Annotated in this window: 12 protein-coding genes; all 12 read right to left on the reverse strand. The window is 67.9% G+C overall.

From position 1 onward, the window contains the following. Positions 1-13 precede the first annotated feature (13 nt). The 12 genes from ACFXKZ_RS10825 to ACFXKZ_RS10880 all read right to left on the reverse strand — a co-directional run bounded on the left by ACFXKZ_RS10825 (position 14) and on the right by ACFXKZ_RS10880 (position 18,904). Complete coding sequence (locus tag ACFXKZ_RS10825; protein ID WP_379998767.1) at positions 14-1,447, reverse strand: histidine kinase; 1,434 nt, start codon at positions 1,445-1,447, stop codon at positions 14-16. Positions 1,448-1,600: 153 nt separating this feature from the next. After that, positions 1,601-3,562 (reverse strand): FtsX-like permease family protein, encoded by a 1,962-nt coding sequence (locus tag ACFXKZ_RS10830; protein WP_379998769.1) that lies wholly within the window; start codon positions 3,560-3,562, stop codon positions 1,601-1,603. Between the two features lie 4 nt (positions 3,563-3,566). Beyond that, positions 3,567-4,274, reverse strand: coding sequence for an ABC transporter ATP-binding protein (locus tag ACFXKZ_RS10835; protein WP_379999979.1), 708 nt, complete (start codon positions 4,272-4,274; stop codon positions 3,567-3,569). Between the two features lie 261 nt (positions 4,275-4,535). Next, positions 4,536-5,033, reverse strand: a complete 498-nt coding sequence (locus tag ACFXKZ_RS10840; protein WP_379998771.1) for a DUF1772 domain-containing protein — start codon at positions 5,031-5,033, stop codon at positions 4,536-4,538. A 189-nt stretch (positions 5,034-5,222) separates the two neighbouring features. After that, a complete protein-coding gene (locus tag ACFXKZ_RS10845; RefSeq protein ID WP_379998773.1) occupies positions 5,223-5,855 on the reverse strand; it encodes a hypothetical protein in 633 nt (210 codons plus the stop codon). Between the two features lie 192 nt (positions 5,856-6,047). After that, positions 6,048-6,647 carry a response regulator gene (locus tag ACFXKZ_RS10850; RefSeq protein WP_379999981.1) on the reverse strand — a complete coding sequence of 200 codons (600 nt, stop codon included), beginning with the start codon at positions 6,645-6,647 and terminating at the stop codon, positions 6,048-6,050. Positions 6,648-6,697: 50 nt separating this feature from the next. After that, a complete protein-coding gene (locus ACFXKZ_RS10855) occupies positions 6,698-7,657 on the reverse strand; it encodes a sensor histidine kinase (RefSeq protein WP_379998775.1) in 960 nt (319 codons plus the stop codon). 552 nt (positions 7,658-8,209) lie between these two features. Next, positions 8,210-9,259 carry a porin PorA family protein gene (locus tag ACFXKZ_RS10860; RefSeq protein ID WP_379998777.1) on the reverse strand — a complete coding sequence of 350 codons (1,050 nt, stop codon included), beginning with the start codon at positions 9,257-9,259 and terminating at the stop codon, positions 8,210-8,212. A 556-nt stretch (positions 9,260-9,815) separates the two neighbouring features. Then, a complete protein-coding gene (locus ACFXKZ_RS10865; protein WP_379998779.1) occupies positions 9,816-12,917 on the reverse strand; it encodes a DEAD/DEAH box helicase family protein in 3,102 nt (1,033 codons plus the stop codon). Continuing rightward, complete coding sequence (locus ACFXKZ_RS10870; RefSeq protein ID WP_379998781.1) at positions 12,918-14,912, reverse strand: site-specific DNA-methyltransferase; 1,995 nt, start codon at positions 14,910-14,912, stop codon at positions 12,918-12,920. It abuts the gene before it with no gap. A gap of 48 nt (positions 14,913-14,960) precedes the next feature. Continuing rightward, a complete protein-coding gene (locus ACFXKZ_RS10875; protein ID WP_379998782.1) occupies positions 14,961-15,731 on the reverse strand; it encodes a DUF4391 domain-containing protein in 771 nt (256 codons plus the stop codon). Then, a complete protein-coding gene (locus ACFXKZ_RS10880) occupies positions 15,728-18,904 on the reverse strand; it encodes a helicase-related protein (protein WP_379998784.1) in 3,177 nt (1,058 codons plus the stop codon). Before ACFXKZ_RS10880 ends, ACFXKZ_RS10875 begins: the two co-directional genes overlap by 4 nt. Between the last annotated feature and the right edge of the window lie 257 nt (positions 18,905-19,161).

A 19,161-nucleotide genomic window follows, 5' to 3' on the forward strand; every position in this document is an offset into this window, starting at 1 on the left:
AGGCGCAGCGGGTTCACCGGTCGTCCTCCTGTGGATGGGGCGGGCACGGGATCGTCACCCGCACGAGGGTCGGCCCGCCCGGTGGGCTGGATACCCGGATCGTGCCGTCGACGACCGCGACCCGGTCGGCGAGCCCGGTCAGCCCGGTGCCGTCGGCGAGGCGGGCGCCGCCGCGTCCGTCGTCCTCGACGTCGACGGTCAGCCGGCCGTGCCGCACGCGGGCGGTGAGCCGGATGGTGTCGGCGGCGCTGTGCCGGAGCGCGTTGGCCAGCGCCTCGGCGGCGGCGAAGTACGCGGCGGTCTCGACCGCTTGCGGTGGACGGTGCGGCAGGTCGATGTCCGTGCCGACGGGCAGCGGGCAGAACTCGGCGAGTTCGTACAGGGCCGCGCCCAGCCCCCGGTCGGTCAGCACCTGGGGGTGGATGCCGCGGATCAGTTCGCGCAGGTCGGCCATCAGGGTCTTGGCCTGGTCGTGCGCCCTGGCGACGGCCTGCCCCGCAGGGGAGTCGGCGGGCAGGTCCATTCGGGCGAGGCCCAATTGCAGGGTAAGGCCGAGGAGTTGCTGCTGGGCGCCGTCGTGCAGGTCGCGTTCGATGCGGCGGCGCTCGGCGGCGAAGCCGTCCGCGAGTCGGGACCGGGAGCGGGTGACCTCGACGAGGCGGGTCGCGAGCGGGTCGGGGCGGGGCTCGACCAGGGTCCGGGACAGGGCGGCCTGCGCGCGGACGAGGGTGGTGAGAACCACGAGGCCCAGGACGCCCGCGGCGAGCCCGGCGGCGCAGTACGGAAGCGCGTCGGGGACGCTGCGCGCGTGGCCGATGCCGAGCGCCACCGGGCCGCCGCTGCTGCGCGCGACCACGAGCGGCGCGGCGAGCCATACCGGGCACAGGACCGCCCAGATCGCCGCGAGCAGCACCAGCCCGGGCCCGGCGACGGCGACCAGGTACCCGGCGGCGACCTCGCGCCAGGCGCGGGCCGTGGTGTACCTCGCGCGGAATCGAACGGCGCGGGAGCTCGGCTCGGGCTCGGCCGGCTCGGGCTCGGCCGGCGTGGCCGGCGCGGATGCCAGTACGCGCAGCCGGCGGCGTTCCAGGGCGGCCAGCGGAGCCGCGGCCAGGGGCGCGAGACCGACGGTCAGGAGGATCCCGAACAGCAGGAGCGCGGCACGGCGGACGGCGTCCGCCCACGAGGAGATGTCGGCCGGCCGGGTGCACGCCATCGCCACCGGTGTCGCGAATGTGCCGAAGACGACCAGCGCGAGGAGGCCGATGGGCAGGCCGAGGGCGAGGTAGGCGAGCCCGCGTCGCATCCGCCGCAGCCGTCGCCGCAGGCCCGCGCCGGTCCTGCTGTCGGCAGGCGAGTGGTCGGCAGGCACGTGGTCGGCAGGCACGTGGTCGGCGGTCGCGCGGCTTGCGGACCGTCGACTGCGGAGCAGGGCAGACAACGGCACGGCGGTCCTCTCGTGATCGTTGGCGGCGGTGCGCAAACCGTACCTACCGTGCCGTCGAGCCCGCCGCCCCTGCCCGGCCCCACGGTTGCGCGCCCGGCGGCCGTCGACGCGGCTCGCGCGGTTCGAAGGGCCCGCTCCGACGGACCCCGGTCCTCACGTACGCGCCCCGGCGACTCGCACCGGCCGCTCCCGCGTCGCCTTCCGCGTGGTCACCACGGCGGCCACCACCGTCACGGCGAACGCCCCCGACACGGTGGTCGCCACCATGCCCCATGGCACCACCACGATCGCCGTCCCCGTCGCGGCCGCCGTGCTCCTGGCCGTGCCGGCCATCCCCGCCGCCGCGACGAGACCGCCGAGCAGGAGGCCGATCGTGGTCACGGCACAGGCTTCGACGAGCGCCATCCTTACCACCTGCCGGCGTTCGAGGCCGCCGAGCCGGACGACCGCGAACTCGGTGCGGCGTTCGGCCGTGGCGATGACCAGCGCGTTGACCACGCCGATCAGGGCGTAGACGCCCGCGAGTGCGAGCAGTACCGCGAAGATCTTGTCGTTGCCGTCCTGCTGCGCATCGGCTCTGCCCCGTGCCCAGCGCGCCACGGTGGTCGACTCGCCGAGACCCGCCGCGCGGATCCGCTTCGCGACCTCGGCGACGGACACGCCCGGCGCGACCGTCAGCACGGATTCCGCCGGCGCGACGGCGACGAGATCGGCGGGCAGCGCCTCGCGCGGAATCAGGAACTCGTCGCCGATGTCCAGCGTTTCCGGCAGTACCGCGACCACCCGCAGGGTGCGCTCGTGCCCCGCGACGTCGACGCTCACCGTGTCTCCGACGCGCGGGGGACGGTAGCCCTCGGCGGGCACCGCAGAGCCGACGGCCACGGTGTCGCCGCGCAGGTCCGCCAGCGAGCCGGACGCGGGCGCGAGCGTACGGGCCCGTGCGTAGGCGGCCGGGTCGACGGCGATCACCCGCTCGTCGAACACGTGCGGCCGGGCGGCCCCGGCGCCGTCCCGGCGCACCTCGGCGGTCACCGGCACCGGTACGGTCAGCCGGGTCGACACGTCCGCGACGCCCGGGATGCCCGCCAGCCGCGCCGCCCGCGCGCCGTCCGCCGACGTGACGACGAGATCGCCGCGGGTGAGTCGTTCCTGCTCGACACCGATCGACCGCGCCAATACCCCCAACGCGCCCGACAATCCGAGGACCAGCGAGACGAGGGTGATCAGCGGCGCCGCGACGGCCGCGTTGCGACGCGCACCGTCGCGGATGTTCGCCTCGGCCAGCGCACCCAGCGCGCTGCGCCGCAAGATCAGCCCGAACACCCGTGCCACGAGCGGCACGACCAGCGGAGCGAGCGCCGACAGCGCCACCGCGCCGACGACCGCGAGCACCATCGCGATGGTGACCGCGCCGATCATGTCGGCGGCCTGCGCGCCGACGGCGAGCACGATCGACAGGGCGAGGCACGACAGGCCGAGGCACCACCGGCCCGGCGTCATCACGCGGGCCGCCGCGCCGGTGTCGTGCATGGCCTCCAAGGGGCGGATGCGCCCCGCGCGCCGAGCCGCGTTCCACGAGCCGAGCAGGGCGATGCCGGTCCCGGTGGCGCCCGCGACGAGCACGGCCTTCCAATCCCAGTACGTCGGTCGGAACCCGGCCGGCACGAAGCCCACGTGTTCAAGCAGTCGTGCCTGGACCCACGTGGCGATCAGCCCCAGCGGAGCACCGCACAGCGCACCGACGACACCCAGCAGCAGCGACTCGGCCGCGAGCAACCGCCGCACCTGGCCGCGGCCACCGCCCAGCACGCGCAGCAGCGCGAGGTCCCGACGGCGCTGGGCGACCGCGAACGCGCAGGTCGAGCCGACGACGAAGACCGCGAGGAACACCACGAGCGGGACCTGAAGCCCCATCAGCATCGCCGCGCCGACGAAGCCTTCGCGCATCTCGTTGCGTTCGGCGTGCGGCAGGTCGGACGGGATGACCGGATCGGACACCGACATCAACACCAGCAGCGAGGCCTGGACGAGCGCGACGCCCAGCGCGATGGCCACCAGCGCGCCCGCGAACAACTGCTTGCGGTCGCGCAGTGTGCTCCAGGAGAGCGTGAACATCGGCTCACACCTCCAGCGACACGAGGCGATCGGCGACGTGCCGCGCGGACGGCCGCTCGATGCGATCGACCACCCGCCCGTCCGCGAGGAACACCACGGTGTCGGCGGCCGCGGCGGCGACCGGATCGTGCGTGACCATGACGATCGTCTGTCCCGCGTCGTCGCACATGCCCCGCAACAGCCCCAACACGGTGCGGGCGGACGCCGAATCGAGCGCGCCGGTCGGCTCGTCCGCGAACAGCACCCTGGGCCGGGTGACCATCGCCCGCGCCAGCGCGACGCGCTGCTGTTGCCCACCCGACAATTCGCGGGGACGATGCCGTCCCCGGTCCGCAAGCCCGACGTCGGCGAGCGCGGACCGGATGTCCTCGCGCCGCACCCTGCGCCCCGCCAGCCGCAGCGGCAGCGCCACATTCTGTTCCGCGGTCAGGGACGCGACCAGGTTGAAGTTCTGGAACACGAACCCGACCGTGCCGCGCCGCAGTCGGGTCAGGCGCCGGTCGTCCGCGTCCGTCATGTCCTCACCGAGGAGGGTGACGCGGCCCGAGTCGAGCGTGTCGAGTCCGGCGGCGCAGTGCAGCAGCGTCGACTTGCCCGATCCCGACGGCCCCATCACCGCGACCCAGGCGCCGGCCGCGAGCGACAGGTCCACACCGTCCAGCGCCCGCACCCGTGCGTCGCCGCTGCCGTACCCGCGCACCGCCTGCCGCATCTCCAGGACCGGTACATCGGGCCGCGCCGGGGCGGGCCGTAGCGGCTCCGAACCCCTCGGCGCGTACTCCACTTTGCCACCTGTGCCGCCCACTTCGTCCTCCCGGCCACCGCTCGCCGCCACGGTTCGGGCGGTATGCGAAGTCCATCAACACGGGCGGCCGGGGGCACTCCGGGAGGCAGGCGGATCCCGGGTATCCCCAGGCATACCCGGGGTATCGACGGTCCGCGTTGCCGATGCGTCGGCGCTCCCGCCGTCGTACTACCGGTGCGCGCCGTGCACGATCAGCGCCCAGGCCAGGCAGGCGAACGCCGCCGTATGCAGGAACGCGCGGACGATGTTCCAGGTGACCCACGTGCCCTCGAAGTCCGCGCGGATCGTGGCCGATTGCCCGGTCCGGTCGGGATCACCGGCCTCCGCGAGTCGGTTGTTGAGGGGCACATTGACGCCGGCGGTGACCACGAAGGCGACCAGGTACAGCGCGAGCGCCGCCAGCACCCAGGGCAACACGGGCCGACCCTGGTCGCGCCAGGCCTGGACGGCGGCCAGACCGAGGAGCGGGATCGTGCCCATGAACGGAAGCATGAAGACCGGGTTGAGGATGGCCTTGTTGATGCCCCGCATCGCCTCGACGAACGTGTGGTCGGACGACCGGCCGAGACCCGGCATGACCGAGTAGGAGAAGGCGGCGAACAGTCCGGCCATCAGCCCCGCGGTGACAAGGGCGGTGAGCAGCACACCGGTCTGCAGGTGTTCCATGGCGCGTCCTCCTGGTTGCGAGTCACCTCGACGACGCGGCCACGAGGGCGTCGCCGCAGGTCAACCATCTGATCTGGGGTGGATCGTCGGCAACGGCCGTTTCCGCAAGGCGCGTTAACCTGACGGTTAACGTCACGGTCGCGACCCGGGGAAGCACCGGTTGCGCCGTACCGTCCGCGCCACCACCCCTCAGGCCGTGGCGGTGACCGAAGCGTGCCGGTGGGCCGGCGTCACGGCGTCGGCACGGTTGAGCGGGACGAGGGCGACCCAGATCAGCGCGGCGCCGATCGGGAGGAGGTTCAGGTCGGCCATGATGGCCACGAAGCCCACGAGGACCAGCACCGGGGCAGCCGCCGAGGCGAGGCCGCGCCGGGGGCCGACGACCGCGTACTGCACGAACAGCGCGAGCAGGCCGAGCATGAAGAACACCGGGCCGACCTCGTAGAACGCCTGGGGGATCACCGCGGGGACATCGGCGTACCGGTCGGACAACGCGCTCTTCTCGGCCGCGTCGGCCGCCTTCAGCCCGACGACGATGTCGAGGACGGCGACGCGGACGAACGCGGCCAGCCCGACGGCGGCCACGGTGGTGAGCACGCCGGCGGTGATCCGGCGGGCCGGGCCGCCGGCTCCGGCGTCGAGGATCCGGCGTCGCAGTCCCGCGATGACCACGCCGTACAGGAGCAGGGACCCGAGGAAGAGCAGGTGGCCGATGGTCCAGGCGGGGCCGGGACCGTGCTGCCCGTCGATGCCGTCGACGAGACGAACGACACCGTAGGCGCCCATGAGGGCCGGGGCGAGGTGGAAGGCAGTCCTGGTCATGAGCGGTTCTCCCGGGATTTGGAACGGGGTGTTTCCCATGTCCTCAATCCTGTGGAGAACGACGGTCCCGCAGATCGCCGCGGCCGGTGATCTCCGGCTATGGCCGGCGCGGGGGAGAAGCGACGCCCGGCTCCCCCGCGCGACCGATGGCCCGGCCATCCCGTCGCCCCGGTACGCCCGCCTGAAGGCCCGTCAGGCCGGCTCGATCAGCCGGGTTTCGTACGCGGCGATGACGGCCTGGACCCGGTCGCGGAGACCGAGCTTGGACAGCACGTTGCTCACGTGCGTCTTGACCGTGTGCTCGCTGACGACCATGGCGGTGGCGATCTCCGCGTTCGACAGACCACGGCCGAGCATGCGCAGGGTCTCGCGTTCGCGCGCGGTCAGCACGGCCAGGCGTTCGGACGCGGTCGCCCCGGCGCGCGGCCGGTTGCGGGTGATGTCCGAGATGAGCCGCCGGGTAATGGCAGGCGCCAGCAACGACTCCCCTGCGGCGACCACCCGAACCGCGTGCACGAGATCGTCCCGCCGCACATCCTTGAGCAGGAAGCCACTCGCTCCCGCGTAGAGGGCGTCGTAGACGTAGTCGTCGCGACCGAACGTCGTGAGCATGATCGCGCGGGCCGGGGTCTCGGCACATACGATCTTCGCGGCCTCGATGCCGTCCAGGCCCGGCATACGGATGTCGAGCAGGACCACATCGGGGACGTGCTCGCGGACGGCGGCGACGGCGGCGGTGCCGTCCGCCGCCTCGCCCACGACCTCGATGTCGGGCTGCGCGTCCAGGATCATCGCGAAGCCGCTGCGCACCAGCTCCTGGTCGTCGGCGAGTACCACGCGGATCACGAGGTCACCGCCGCGGCCGGGGTGTAGGGCAGACGCGCGTGTACGCGGAACCCGCCTTCGGGCAGCGGACCGGAATCGGCTGTTCCGCCGCAGGCGAGAGCACGTTCGCGGATGCCGATCAGGCCGTCCCCGCCGCGCCGCCACCCCGCGGGATTCGCTTCGCCGCCGCCCCTGCCGTCGTCGGTCACAGTGATCTCCAGTTCGTCGCCGGTCCAGCTCAGCCGTACCTCCGCCGTGGAGGCGCCGGCGTGCTTGACCGTATTGGTGAGGGCTTCCTGGACGATGCGGTACGCGGCCAGGTCCGCGTCGGCGGGCAGGTCGCGACGGTCCCCTTCGACGACGAGTCGCACGTGGACGTGAGTACGGTCGACGTGCTCGATGAGCTGGGCGATCGTGTCGACGGTCGGCCGGGGCGCGCGGGTACCGATGTCCTGGTCCTGATCGTCCTTGAGGACGCCCAGCATGCGGCGCAGTTGCTCCATCGCGTCGCGTCCGGCCTCCGCGATCGCGTCGAAGGAGCGTTCGGCCCGGTCGGGGTCCGTTCGTACCACCACGGGCCCGGCCTCCGCCTGGACGATCATGATGCTGACCGCGTGCGCGAGTATGTCGTGCATGTCGCGGGCGATACTCGCGCGCTCCTCGGCCGCCGCCCGCGCCGCCTCGGCCTCACGCTCACGCTCCAGCTGAGCGGAACGTTCCATCAACGCATCCGACCTCTCCCGAGCCGCCCGAGCGAGCATGCCCATGAGGAACGCCATGACGGGCAGGAGCAGCGTGAACATGAACTGCCCCGCGTCGTTGCCCTTGACCAACAGCGCGCCGAACGGGGTGGTGGTGGTGAGTGTGCCGATGAACCCCCAACGCTGCCACCGATGCCGCCCACGGTCGGCCAACGTGTAGATGGCCACCAACGCCCCGTACTGCAACGTCTGCCCGGGCCGATCATGCAACGACACGGCAGTGGCAAAAAAGGCAACGACCAGAGTCACCAAGAACGGCGCCCGCCGCCGCCAAACCAACGGCACAACCGTCCCAAGATTGACCACAAACCCCAGCAAGGTCACATCGTCCGCAGTAGCAAACGGCACAAACACCGCCGCCCCAACCGCCCCCGCAACCACCACATCCAAAACCCGACTGTCCCCACGCCCAACACCCAGCCGCGCAACAACCCCACCAAACCAACCTGACATCCAGTCAGTATGTGGGCGGAGCCCACCACCGAGCCTCAGTCGCGCGAGGGATTCGCCCCCGGACGCGGGATGTGAGGGGTTGCCGCCATGCGCCGGAGCCACCAACAACGATGTCGCCCCCGGTCGCCGGGCAACCGAGGGCAAGGCTTTGCCTGTTGAGGCCGACGGGGATGCGAGATTCGAACTCGTGAGGGGGCGAACCCGACACGCTTTCCAAGTCGCCGTCGTGGCGCCCGGGGCGCTCCGCCGGCCTCCTGGCCTGGCGGGGAGCAGGTGCAAGCCTGGTTGGTGGACGGGTGTCGAAGACGGCCGAACTCAAGGGGTGTCGGGCGTCCGCAGCGGTTCGGGGCGGCGACGACGTCGGATGAGCAGCGCCGCGGCAACCAGGAGCGCGCCGACCACGCCCAGCACGATGGGCAGGGTGGTACCGACGAGCACGATCAAGTCGTGGCCGTCACGGGCGTCGTTCGCGGCGGCTTTCACGGACCCGGGGGTCTGTTGGTAGAAGACATCGGAGACCGGCAACAGCGGGAGGAAGGCGCCGCCGCTCGGGGCGATGACTCCGGCCACGCGCTGCTGGGACCGCTGCGTGTCGATCACGATGCCGGTCTCGGGGGCGACCCAGAAGGTATCCGCACTCGCCAGCGTGTAGGCGAGTGGTACCGGATCGCTCAATGTGGGCAACAGCGCCGCCAATTGCTCCTTGGCGGCGGGCGGTACGGTCCCGAGCTGGGCGACCAGGGCCAGGGTGGCCTTGGGGACGGCCGGCGGCAGACCGGCGAGCACTTGGGCGTCGGTGATCCGAGTCGGCTGCAGACGCGCCTCGTACACGTAGGTGCCGAGTCCCGACTTGTTCTCCGTGCGTGTGTAGGTCAGCGGGGTCGTGCTCCTGGTTTCCGGCCGCCAGCCGGTGTACGTCCGCTTCTTCGCGCCGAGCGGCCAACTCACCGTCAGGCCCTGGGCCTCGACCACCGTCCAGTCCGCCGGGTGGCTGCCGGCCGGCTCGAGCGTCTTGCGGTTGACGGCGTATTTCCAGTCCGTCTTCTCGACCTGAACGCCTGCGGCGGTCGTCGTCCGGGCGTCGCCGGCCAGGGCCGTGTTGCCCGAGGTCGCCTCGACCTTCACGGTCCGTTCGATGGCCAGGGGGACGTCTCGTTTGACGGCTGTCGCAAGGCTGCCCTTCGCCACCTCCTGGGCGTCGAGCAGAGTTCTGAAACTGCCGATGTAGGACCGCTTGGCGTCGGTGTCGTCGGGCAGTCGAACCACATAATTCGGCGTGATGACGTACGCGAGCACGAATGCGCAGGCGATCAGGATCAGCCCCACCGCGACAGCGACACCGCGGAGCACCGTGTTCGTCCGCATGATGGGCTCTCCCACTGAACTGGTTCTCGATCATGCTCCTGACCGGGCCCGTGTGCCCCGGACGCCCCGCCGGCACGCCTGTGGCCTGCCATCCGGGTGACGCCGCCGACAGCGTCCCCCATCGGACCCTGCCGGCACATTCACAACCGACGCCCTCGAGCCCACGGTCCACGCCGGCCGGGCCGGCGCAGGTGCGGCGGTCGTTCGAGGAAGTCGATGCGGCCATGAAGCCCGCCGACTGGGGTAGTTCGGGGGCCGAGTGCCGAGTGGATCTGCCAGAGGAGGCCGCGCTGCTGGGGCGCCGGCGGATGGAGTCCTGGGCGGAGATCGTCGAGGCGTCCCGATCCGCCGGGTTGCTCATGAAGGATCGTCTCGTCTCGTCGAGAGCGCACGGTGGGAGACACTCCCTGCGGGCGAACAGGCTGTGGATCGCGCGAAGGGGCCCGGCAGGTACGGCGAAGCGAAGATCTGACGATCGGCGTGTCTTGAATGCCGTTACCCACGCAGGGCCTCGGCCATCTGGCCGAGGCCCTGCGTAGACGTGAGGTGGGTGAGGTTACGGCTGAGAATCTCGTTCCATTATGGCAGTCGCAGTCTCGATGCCGTTGACGACCTCGTACTCGAGGTCGTTGATCCCGACTCTGTCCTTAACCGTGTCGAAGTGAATGCGGGCGGAGGCGATCTTGTCCTGCTCCGCGGGGCGGAGCAGTTCGAGTTGGTTGGTCCCCTTGGTCTCGAAGACGATGTAGCGGCTGCCATCGGCACGTTCAACGGTCAGGGCCCAGTCGGGGTTGTAGCTCCCCAGCGGAGTCGGAATCTTGAACGAGGACGGAAGCTTCACGAAGGTTTTGACCTCAGAGCGCTGCAGGAGCGCGAGCGCAAAGTCCTTCTCCGTGTTCGAGTCGATGACCAGATACTTGTACACAGATTTCTGCTCGAACGAGATCGCGTTGCCGTCTGCATTGGTGATGATGTTTCCTCCCGGGCCGGTGTACCCGGCGAGGTCGGCCTCGCGAAGCAGGCTGAGCGCATACCGGCGGTCTGCTTCGGGGCGGGAGGAATCCACCAGCTCGTAGCGCAGCCCCTTGACCTGGAATTCGGCCTTGGTGATGTTGAGTTGGCGGCCTGCCTGGTCGATGTATGCCTGTGGGTTGTCCCGGAACTGTCCGAGCGTGCCGGACTCGGTGAGGACGTGAGCGAGCGTGGCACGGGTCAGCTGGGTGCGGTCTGCAAGGACGGACAGAATGTCGGGCAGGTCCTCGCTGTCGGCATAAGTGACGTCCGCACGGCGCGCTGCGGCGGCTTCCGCGGTCAGGCCACTCTGGTCGATGCGCTCCACACGGTGCGTGACCCACTCTCCGCGACGCTTGGGTATCGGAAGCATGCTCCGCAGAGCCTTGACCATCGCGGCACGCAGGTTGGCTTCGTCGACCTCGACGCGGTACTCCGTGCGGTGCTGGATGCGGTCCCACAACTCCTGGAACTCAGGGCTCTCCAGGCGTTCCTGGACGAGGGGCACCGCCACGCGTTCGCCGGCCTTCTTGACATCCATTGGCTTGGCCAAGCGTTTGATCAGTCCGAGCACTGCCTTGGCCGCGGCCTCGGACCCGACGGAATCGCTGACAACCTTTGTGAGGTTCTCATCGCCGGTCTGCACGGCTTGGCGCAGGCTGTCCTGCACCTTGCCCTTGACGTCGATGTACCCCTCGGAGAACAGAGCCTGGTACAGCGTTTGCGCGGCGGCCGAGCCAACAGGAACGACCGTCCCGTCCTTGGCCTTGAAGGACAGGCGCGCGAAGCTGTCCACGGTGATGAGACCGAACTGGATGCCCAAATCGTCGGCCATTTCGCGTTGCAGACGATCTGCGAACTCTTCGTAGGACTCGTTCGCGATCACGGTGAGGCGGTTGATGTCAAAGCCGTGGACCCGGTTTCCCGACCCGTCCACGCACAGGCGCAGGCCACGTCCGATGGACTGGCGCCTCCACCGCTCAGTGCCCATGTTTCGCAGGACACAGATCTGGAAGACGTTGGGGTTGTCCCAGCCTTCCTGCAACGCGGAGTGGCTGAAGATGAACCGAAGAGGGGTGCCGGGGGTGGTCAGCCCGACCTTGTCCCGCATGATCTGCTCGTAAGCCCGGCCGGCCTGCTGGCGCCCCTTGTCGGTGGTCTCCTTCGTATCCACCAGAACCTCGGCACCGCCCTTGCGGTGGTCCACGGAGAAGTACCCCTGGTGTGCCTCCTTCGCGACCGTGTCGGCGGCGGAGCCGCTCAGCAGGGTGTTGAACTCCGGCTCGGAGGCGATCCGTGCGTACTCCTCCTCGAAGATTCGCGCGTACTCACCCAGAAGTGCCTCTCCGTTGGGGCCGTACTCGCGGTACTTGGGCACGGAGTCCACGAAGAAGAGGCTGAGTACCTTTATGTCGCGCCTGTGGATCGCGAACTCCTGCTCCTTGAGCAGGTGTTGCCGGATGGTCTGGGCGATCATCTGGCGGGCTCGCTCACTGATACTCACCTCGGCGCCGATACTGTCCCCGACTCTCAGCGGCTGCGCGACGGTATCGAAGGAGACGCTCTCCTGCCCCGGGGTCGCGTGGATGGCGACCACGGTGAGGTCCTTGTACAGGTCACGGCCAGTGAGGTCCGCGAGGTTGTTGCGCGACGTGGTGTCTACGGTGACAGCCTTGCGTTTGATCTCGTTGCCCTGCTCGACATCCGCCTCGACGCGTGCCGTGATCGCGCCGCCTTTGCCTCGCGCTACTCCGAGCAGCTTGACGTACGGGGTTGTCCCGCTGGCAGAGGTGACCAGAGAGTCGACCTCGATCTGCTTGACCAGCTGTTTCTCGTAGGCGGCGATGGCGTCCAGGCGGTAGACGAGATTGGCTTTGTCAGCCTTGGGGTGAGTGGCCGAATAGCGCAGGGTGGCCAGCGCGTTGAATTCCTCCAGCGCGCTGCGGCCTGCGCCCTTCTTCCTACCGGTACCGGTGTCGCCGTACACGCTCTGCGGCTCGTCGACGATGATGATCGGGTTCGTGGCACGGATCAGGTCAGCGGGTACCTCGGAGTCAAGGTCCTCGGCCGGTTGGTAGACCTTGTTGGTCTTCTTGTTGATCGCCGCGACGGTGACGATCATGATCTCGATGCTCGGCGAGGTCGCGAATGAGCGCACGCGGGACGGGTTGCTGCCATCGAACTGGAAGAAGCTCATCGGCGGGTTGCCGTACAGGGTGTTGAAGTGCTCGCGCAGCATCCGGATGGACGTTTCGACGCCCTCCTTGATGGCCACCGACGGGACCACCACCATGAACTTGGTGAACCCGTAGAGCTGGTTGAGCTCGTAGATGGTGCGGAGGTAGACGTACGTCTTGCCGGTGCCGGTCTCCATCTCGATGGTGAAGTTCATCGAGTCCAGTGAGTGCTCCGGAGCGAGACCGGTGCGGTTCTGCACCTCATGCAGGTTGGCCAGGATCGTTTCGGGGTCCAAACGCAGCATGTTGCCGTAGCCCAGGTCGGAGAACCCTTCGAAGGCGGCGTGGGCGGCGGGATGGGCGTGCACGGTGAACTGCGAGGCCATGACCTCCTGGCCCCTGAACAGGCCCGTGACCGCGTCGATGGCTTGACGCTGGTAGTCGAGGTCCGCGTCGAAGGAGAACCTCATTCAGAGGCTCCGCACCGTGGTGAAGCCCGCCTGCTCGACAGCAGCGGCGAAGTTGAGCTTGGCGGCGGAGTCAACGAAGCCCGTGTCACGGACGACGACCGTGGTGTCGGCGTCGCCGGGGTCTTCGTCTCGCCACGTCACCAAGACCTTGGCGACCTCGTTCGCACGCTCGACCGTGATGTCGGTGCCGAAGTACGCAAACAGCGTGCCAGCCAGGTTGTACAGCGTGCTGCCGGCAACTTCGCGCGTCTCCAGCGGCGTGGTCAGGTCCACGCCCAGGCGCAGCATCATCTCGACCAAGAGGTCGTCCGTGGTGCGCCCCGTGACGAGGTTGTCCACGGCTCCGAGCAGGTCGAGCTGGTCGGGTGTGCCGTCCCAGGCCCTCACGTTGCTGGTTGCCAGGCGGTACGACCGGAAGCCGGTGTCGATGTCCGGGGCATCGGGGGTCTGCTTGGCGGCAATCTGCCGGCCCGCGCGACGCAGCCGCTCGCGCGTGATGTCCGCGATCGTGTCGTAGCCGTCCTTGTCGACCGACTCGTCGAGCTGAACCAAGATGTATCGGCGGTTGCCGCCATCGGCGGCGTTAAGGTCCATAACCGCGTGGCCTGTGGAGCCGGATCCCGCGAAGAAGTCGAGGACGAGAGCGTCTTTCGAGCCCTCGGTCACGAGCCCAAGCCAACGGGAGAGCACGTTCACATCCTTGGGGAAGTCAAAGACCCCGGGGGCGAGAAGTGAATCAAGTGACTTCGATGCACTAGTCCGCTTCTTCTCGAAGACCGAGGTGGGGACTACCCCTTCCTCGGAGTCCAGGTAGGTCTTTCGGTTGATGTATTCGTTGTGATCCTTGCCCCAGACAATGAGGCCGGCGTCAATGTCCTGCTGCATCCGCTCGGGCTTGGAGTAGATCCACCCTCGGCTGGGAACCTTCACGGGAAGACCGGTGACTGGATGAACGACATCGTACCGAGGCCCACCACCGCCAGGCCAGGAGATGTCACGCTTGCGGAAAACTCTGCCATCCGGCTCGAACTCGTAGAACCTGTTGTTCTCCTTTGCGGGGTGCCCCTCTGGCAGTGCGGAGATCCACGCCTTCATGAGGGTGGTTGCCTTTTTCTGATCTTGACCGGATTCGGCCCAGGCGGTTTTTGCCGCCTCGCGGGTGGCCTCATCTGCCGACCGTTCTTCCCTCCAGCGGACGCCCTTCTCGCGAAGTGAGCTCTCGTTCTTCGCATAGATGATCATGTAGTCGTGGCCGACCGATACATAACGGGAGTCGTTCTTCCGGCCACCCTGCCAGATGACATTCGCGACGAAGTTCTCCGCGCCGAATACTCGGTCCAGAAGTAGCTTCAGTCGGGCCTGCTCCGTATCGTCGATGGCGACAATGATGACGCCCGTCTCCTTGAGCAGGTGGTGCGCCACCAAGAGACGCGGATACATCATCGAAAGCCACTTTGTGTGCCTTGACGCCCCCGCCCTGCGGTCCTGCGCGCGATCCGAACCCCGGCCGGTCTGCAGCGCGCCCTCCTCGTCGCGCTGACCTGCCGCTGCTTCGTGCTCGCTCTGGGAGGTGGCGCGCTTGTCGGCGTAGACGAAGTCGTCGCTTCCGGTGTTGTAAGGCGGGTCGATATAGATCACGTCGGCCTGGTAGTTGGTGCGTCCGCGGCGCAGCAGGCGCAGGACCTCGAGGTTGTCGCCCTCGATGACGATGTTGCGTGTGGTATCCCAAGCCACGGACTCCCCGGGCATAGGCAAGAGCGTTCCTGTCGCGGGGAGGGTCGACAGGCGACGGGCCTCAGCCATACCGGGCCAGCGCAGGCCGAACGCTTCGGCGCTGCTGGGAGCGGCGTCGTCGCCCAGCAGGTCCCGGAGCACGTCGATGTCGACGGTGCCATCGATGACGGCGTCAGGAAAGAGACGGGCCAGAAGGTCGAGGTTCGACTTGGCCTCGCCGCGGCCGGTCACGTCGTTGACCGGTTCGAAGTCCAGGGTCACAGCGGGTGTCTTTCTTCTCTGTGGAGGGGTGGAGTTGGGAGCCGTCTGTCAGGTGACGCCTTGGTCGCGATCCGCACTGTAAAGGGTGTCTCGGACGATCTCGATCTGTGCACGCAGCGTCCGCGCCTGTGTATTGAGCTCGATACGTCGTTGCTGGTTCTTCGCCCGTCTGGCGTCCCGTACGACGGTGATCAGTTCCGTCTCCAGGTCGGTCAGCCCCCGGCGCAGTGAGATGGCCTCTGCCGCTTGCAGGGCTGTTCTGGCGGGTCGTCCGTCCGCTGCGGCGGTGCGTACGAGGTCGCGGTACAGCGCCCACATGTCCGTGCGGTCGAGCCGATCCAGCTGTAGAGCGCCGGGTTCGATCTGCCCGGCGGGCACCAGGACGTGTGCGTCGATCACGGATGTCGACCGAGTGGGGTCCGTGCGGCCGACATGGCTGAGTGCCAACGAGAGCGTCGTGGTGCCGTCCGGCAGAAGCGCGAACAGCACCACTGGCTTGGACATGCTGCGATGGACGAGCTGGATCACGCGGCTGCGATCGGCTGCGGTTGTCGTGTCGGCCAGGACGACTTCCAGGACCGGGATATCGACGACGGTGCGCTCGGTGCCCCGGTGCGCCGGCACCTGGATGGTCTCTGGGCGGAGGATCCCGATGAGCTGTGCTGAGGCCACGGCCTTGGTGATCAGGCGCGCATCGGCAGGCGCCTGATCCTCGAACTGCGCGGCGAGCATCTTCTTCGTGATTCGGTGCTGTTGGCGTGCTGCCTCTGGCAAGCCGAGCAGGTCGGCACCGTCGAGTCCACGAGGTGTGTCGGTCACCGGATGACCGCCAGCCAAGCGACCACATCCACGACTTCCAGTCCGGGCGCGCTGGCGTCTGTTCCGAGCTGAGAAGGGCCCGCGGAGAACAGGGAGGCCACCATGCTCTCCTCCGTCTTGCCGGACGCCGCTCGGACCACGACGTCCAGCAGATCGCGGTAGTGCTTCATGGATCTGCCCGACCCGGTTGTCTTGCCGAACTCTGCCAAGACGGTGCTGTCCGGTTCAGCGCTGCCGAGGCAGTGGTGGCGCAAGATGTCGAGAGCCGGCTTGGGTTCCTCGATGGGGTGGGCGAGCTCGCCGTCGTCGGTCACGTAGGCGAGCACATACGGGGCCAGCGGGTACGCCTTGGAGAAGCCGAATGCGTTGTCCCGCACTCGCAGAAGGAAGACCGCCCCGGGAGCGAGCCCGTCTTCGGCCAGCGTTTTGTCGAAACGGGTGACGCTGAACAGGGCCAAGGGCCAGCCGGTGATCTCCCGGACCTCTTCGTGCGGGCGGGCAGCGGCGTCCACGCGGAAGTCGGAGAGGGTGAGGTCGGTGATGCTCAGCCCGCCGGCGAGGTCTTCCATGGTGGGGGCGGCGTTCTGCATCTGCTGCAGCTGCTTGCGCCGGTAGTCCAGGTCGTTCATGTCACCGGAGGCGACGTCCAGGACGTTCTCTTCGCCGGTTGCGGATACGTCCAAGAGGGTCATGCGACTCGATACGCGCGACTCGAGGTTGATGTAGGCGTCCAGAGCCATGTCGGGCCAGAAATTAACGAGTTGAACACTGGTGTTGGTGGTGCCCAGGCGGTCCACGCGTCCGAAGCGTTGGACGATGCGTACGGGGTTCCAGTGGATGTCGTAGTTGATCACCGTGTCGCAGTCCTGCAGGTTCTGGCCCTCGGAGATGGTGTCGGTGGCAATCACGATGTCGATCTGCGGGGAAGCCTGGTCACCGCCTTTGGAGCGTGGGGAGAATGCGGTGAGCACGTCGATCATGTGGGTGCGCTGCATAGGGAGCGTGGTCCGGGTGGTCTGCCCCGTGATCAGGGCGACGTGCACGCCCAGCTCGTCGTTGGCCCAGCCGGCCACATGCTTGTAGAGATACTGGGCGGTGTCACTGAACGCTGTGAACACCAGGGCCTTGCGGTTGTCTTCGTTGGTAGGATGCTCAACCTTGTCGCGCAGGAACTCCTTGAGCTGAGCCAGTTTGGCGTCGCGGGCGGCATCGACGGCGTACACCTCGGCCAGCAGGGTGGCCACGGTGTCCCGGTCCTGTTGGAGTTCCTGCCGCCATCTGATCCGGTCTATGTCGGCGAGGAACACCTTGACGCTGCCGCCGACGGTGTCCTCGAACTGGGGGTCGTCCAGGTCGATGTTCTCGAGGTCTGCGAGGTTGTCGATGGAGGTCCTCTCACCTCCGGTCGCCTCGTAGGCGTCGATGCTGGCTATGGCACGGTCGATGGTGCCGAGGATTTTTCCGAGAGTCTCACCCAGGGAGTTGACCGAGGACTCCAAGCGCTTGAGTAGTCCCACCCGCAGCAGATGGACGACGTTGTTCTCGCGGTCGGTCTGCTTCCATACGCGATGGCCGCCGGTACGCACCTTCTGGTCGTAGAGGGCGGCGTACTTGCTCTCGTGCTTCGCGCTGACGTAGGAGGTGGGCTTGTAGGCCGCCAGGTTCAGGCGCAGGATCGACTGGTTGATCTGTTCCAGCGGGATCATGGCGTTGGCCGCGTCTATGGGTGGGGTGAGGTTGATCGGGGCCAGACGCTCGGGAAACTCCCCTACGTCCTTGGTGCCGTAATACTTCTGGATGTGCTTGCGCGAGCGGGCGATCGTCACCAGGTCCAGCAGGCGGATGTAGTCCATGCCGAGGGTGCCGGCCAGGGACCTCGTGCTCCGGGCAGCCGCAGGCGTGCGCTGCCATTCGTTGAAGTGTTTCTGTGCCCTGGCCAGGGTGGCTTCAATGCTCTTGATCCCGTCTGCGGCAAGGGCCTGGTCGTCCCCCTCCGTGGCGAACAGGACCTGGTTCTTGAGGTCGGCCAAGCGGGTATTCACTGGTGTGGCGCTGAGCATGAGGACCTTGGTCTTGACGCCGTTCTTGAAGACCTCGCTCATGAGGCGCTGGTACCGCGTCAACCGCCCTTTGACCTGTGGGTTGTTGCGGAAGTTATGGGACTCGTCGATCACGACGAGGTCGTAGTTGCCCCAGTTGATGTTGGCCAGGTCGATGTCCCCGGACTGTCCGTTCGTGCGGCTGAGGTCGGTGTGATTGAGGACGTCGTAGTGGAAGCGATCGTCAGCCAGCGGGTTGCGGTTGTCGTTGCCGCGGTAGACGGTCCAGTTCTCCCGCAGCCGCTTGGGCACCAGGACAAGGACGCGGTCGTTGCGGAGCTCGTAGTACTTGATGACCGCGAGAGCCTCGAAGGTCTTTCCCAGACCCACGCTGTCGGCGATGACGCAGCCGTTGTGGCGCTCAAGCTTTTCGATCGCGCCGAGCACTCCGTCACGCTGGAACTTGTAGAGCTTGTTCCACACGACGGAGTCATAGAAGCCGGTCTTGCCATGCTCGGCAGTCTCCTCGCCGGACTCTTCGACAAAATCCCGGAACAGGGAGGTCAGGACACGCAAGTAGACGGACTCAGGGGCTCTGTCCTCGAAGAGGGCCCGGGCTGCGTCGAGGAACTCCTTCTGGATGGTGCAGGTCGTTGCATCGTCGTGCCACATCCGCTCGAAGTTGACGACAGTCTGCGCCACCTTGTCCGCGTCCGTGGACTCCTGAGGGAAGTAGAGGCTTTGGGGCGCCACCAGGCCGAGACTCTCGGCCTCGAAACCCGCACCGTCCACGACGTAGGGGAATGGGCCGGCGACGCTCGTCCAGGTGCCGCGAGCGCGTCGCTTGAGTGTCCTGGTTTGGAGATGTTCTTCGGCCCAGGCCACGAACGCACGGGCGATGCGATGCTGATCCAGGCGTGCACGCTTCAGGTTTTCCTGCTCGAGCCCATTGAGGGGGAAGTCCTCAAGGCTGTGGCCGTGCAGAAGCAGACGCAAGTCGACATCGGTCAGCTCGTCCTGGAGCGCCTCGTAAACGAAGAGGGAGAACGATTCCGACAGCGAGTCCACGCGCGTGGCACCGGTCAGGTGCTTGCGCAACCGGTCGATCGCATGGCCTGCGTCGCTGGGGACCATGAAACTGAACCTCCGGGTGGACGTGGATTCGCTACTGCATAGGGGTGCGCGCCGTCCTGATGCTATGACGCTGTTGTGCCTGGCCGGGGTCCCTTGGCTGAGGGTCCCGCCGCTGGCCACCCTGCGCGACTGAGACCAAAACTGAGACCACACAACAACGAAGGTCCCTGCCTTTCAGCGGCAGGGACCTTCGTTTGCCCAGGTGGGCGGATGCGGAGGATACGAGATTCGAACTCGTGAGAGGTTGCCCCCAACAC

Origin of the sequence: Embleya sp. NPDC059237 (assembly GCF_042754105.1) — a bacterium.
Classification (GTDB): Bacteria; Actinomycetota; Actinomycetes; order Streptomycetales; family Streptomycetaceae; genus Embleya.

Excerpts from the sequence above, each read along its gene's own strand:
- ACFXKZ_RS10830 (WP_379998769.1), bottom strand. The coding sequence starts at position 3,562 with ATGTTCACGCTCTCCTGGAGCACACTGCGCGACCGCAAGCAGTTGTTC.
- ACFXKZ_RS10835 (WP_379999979.1), bottom strand. The coding sequence starts at position 4,274 with ATGCGGCAGGCGGTGCGCGGGTACGGCAGCGGCGACGCACGGGTGCGG.
- ACFXKZ_RS10840 (WP_379998771.1), bottom strand. The coding sequence starts at position 5,033 with ATGGAACACCTGCAGACCGGTGTGCTGCTCACCGCCCTTGTCACCGCG.
- ACFXKZ_RS10845 (WP_379998773.1), bottom strand. The coding sequence starts at position 5,855 with ATGACCAGGACTGCCTTCCACCTCGCCCCGGCCCTCATGGGCGCCTAC.
- ACFXKZ_RS10850 (WP_379999981.1), bottom strand. The coding sequence starts at position 6,647 with ATGATCCTGGACGCGCAGCCCGACATCGAGGTCGTGGGCGAGGCGGCG.
- ACFXKZ_RS10860 (WP_379998777.1), bottom strand. The coding sequence starts at position 9,259 with ATGCGGACGAACACGGTGCTCCGCGGTGTCGCTGTCGCGGTGGGGCTG.
- ACFXKZ_RS10865 (WP_379998779.1), bottom strand. The coding sequence starts at position 12,917 with ATGAGGTTCTCCTTCGACGCGGACCTCGACTACCAGCGTCAAGCCATC.
- ACFXKZ_RS10880 (WP_379998784.1), bottom strand. The coding sequence starts at position 18,904 with ATGGTCCCCAGCGACGCAGGCCATGCGATCGACCGGTTGCGCAAGCAC.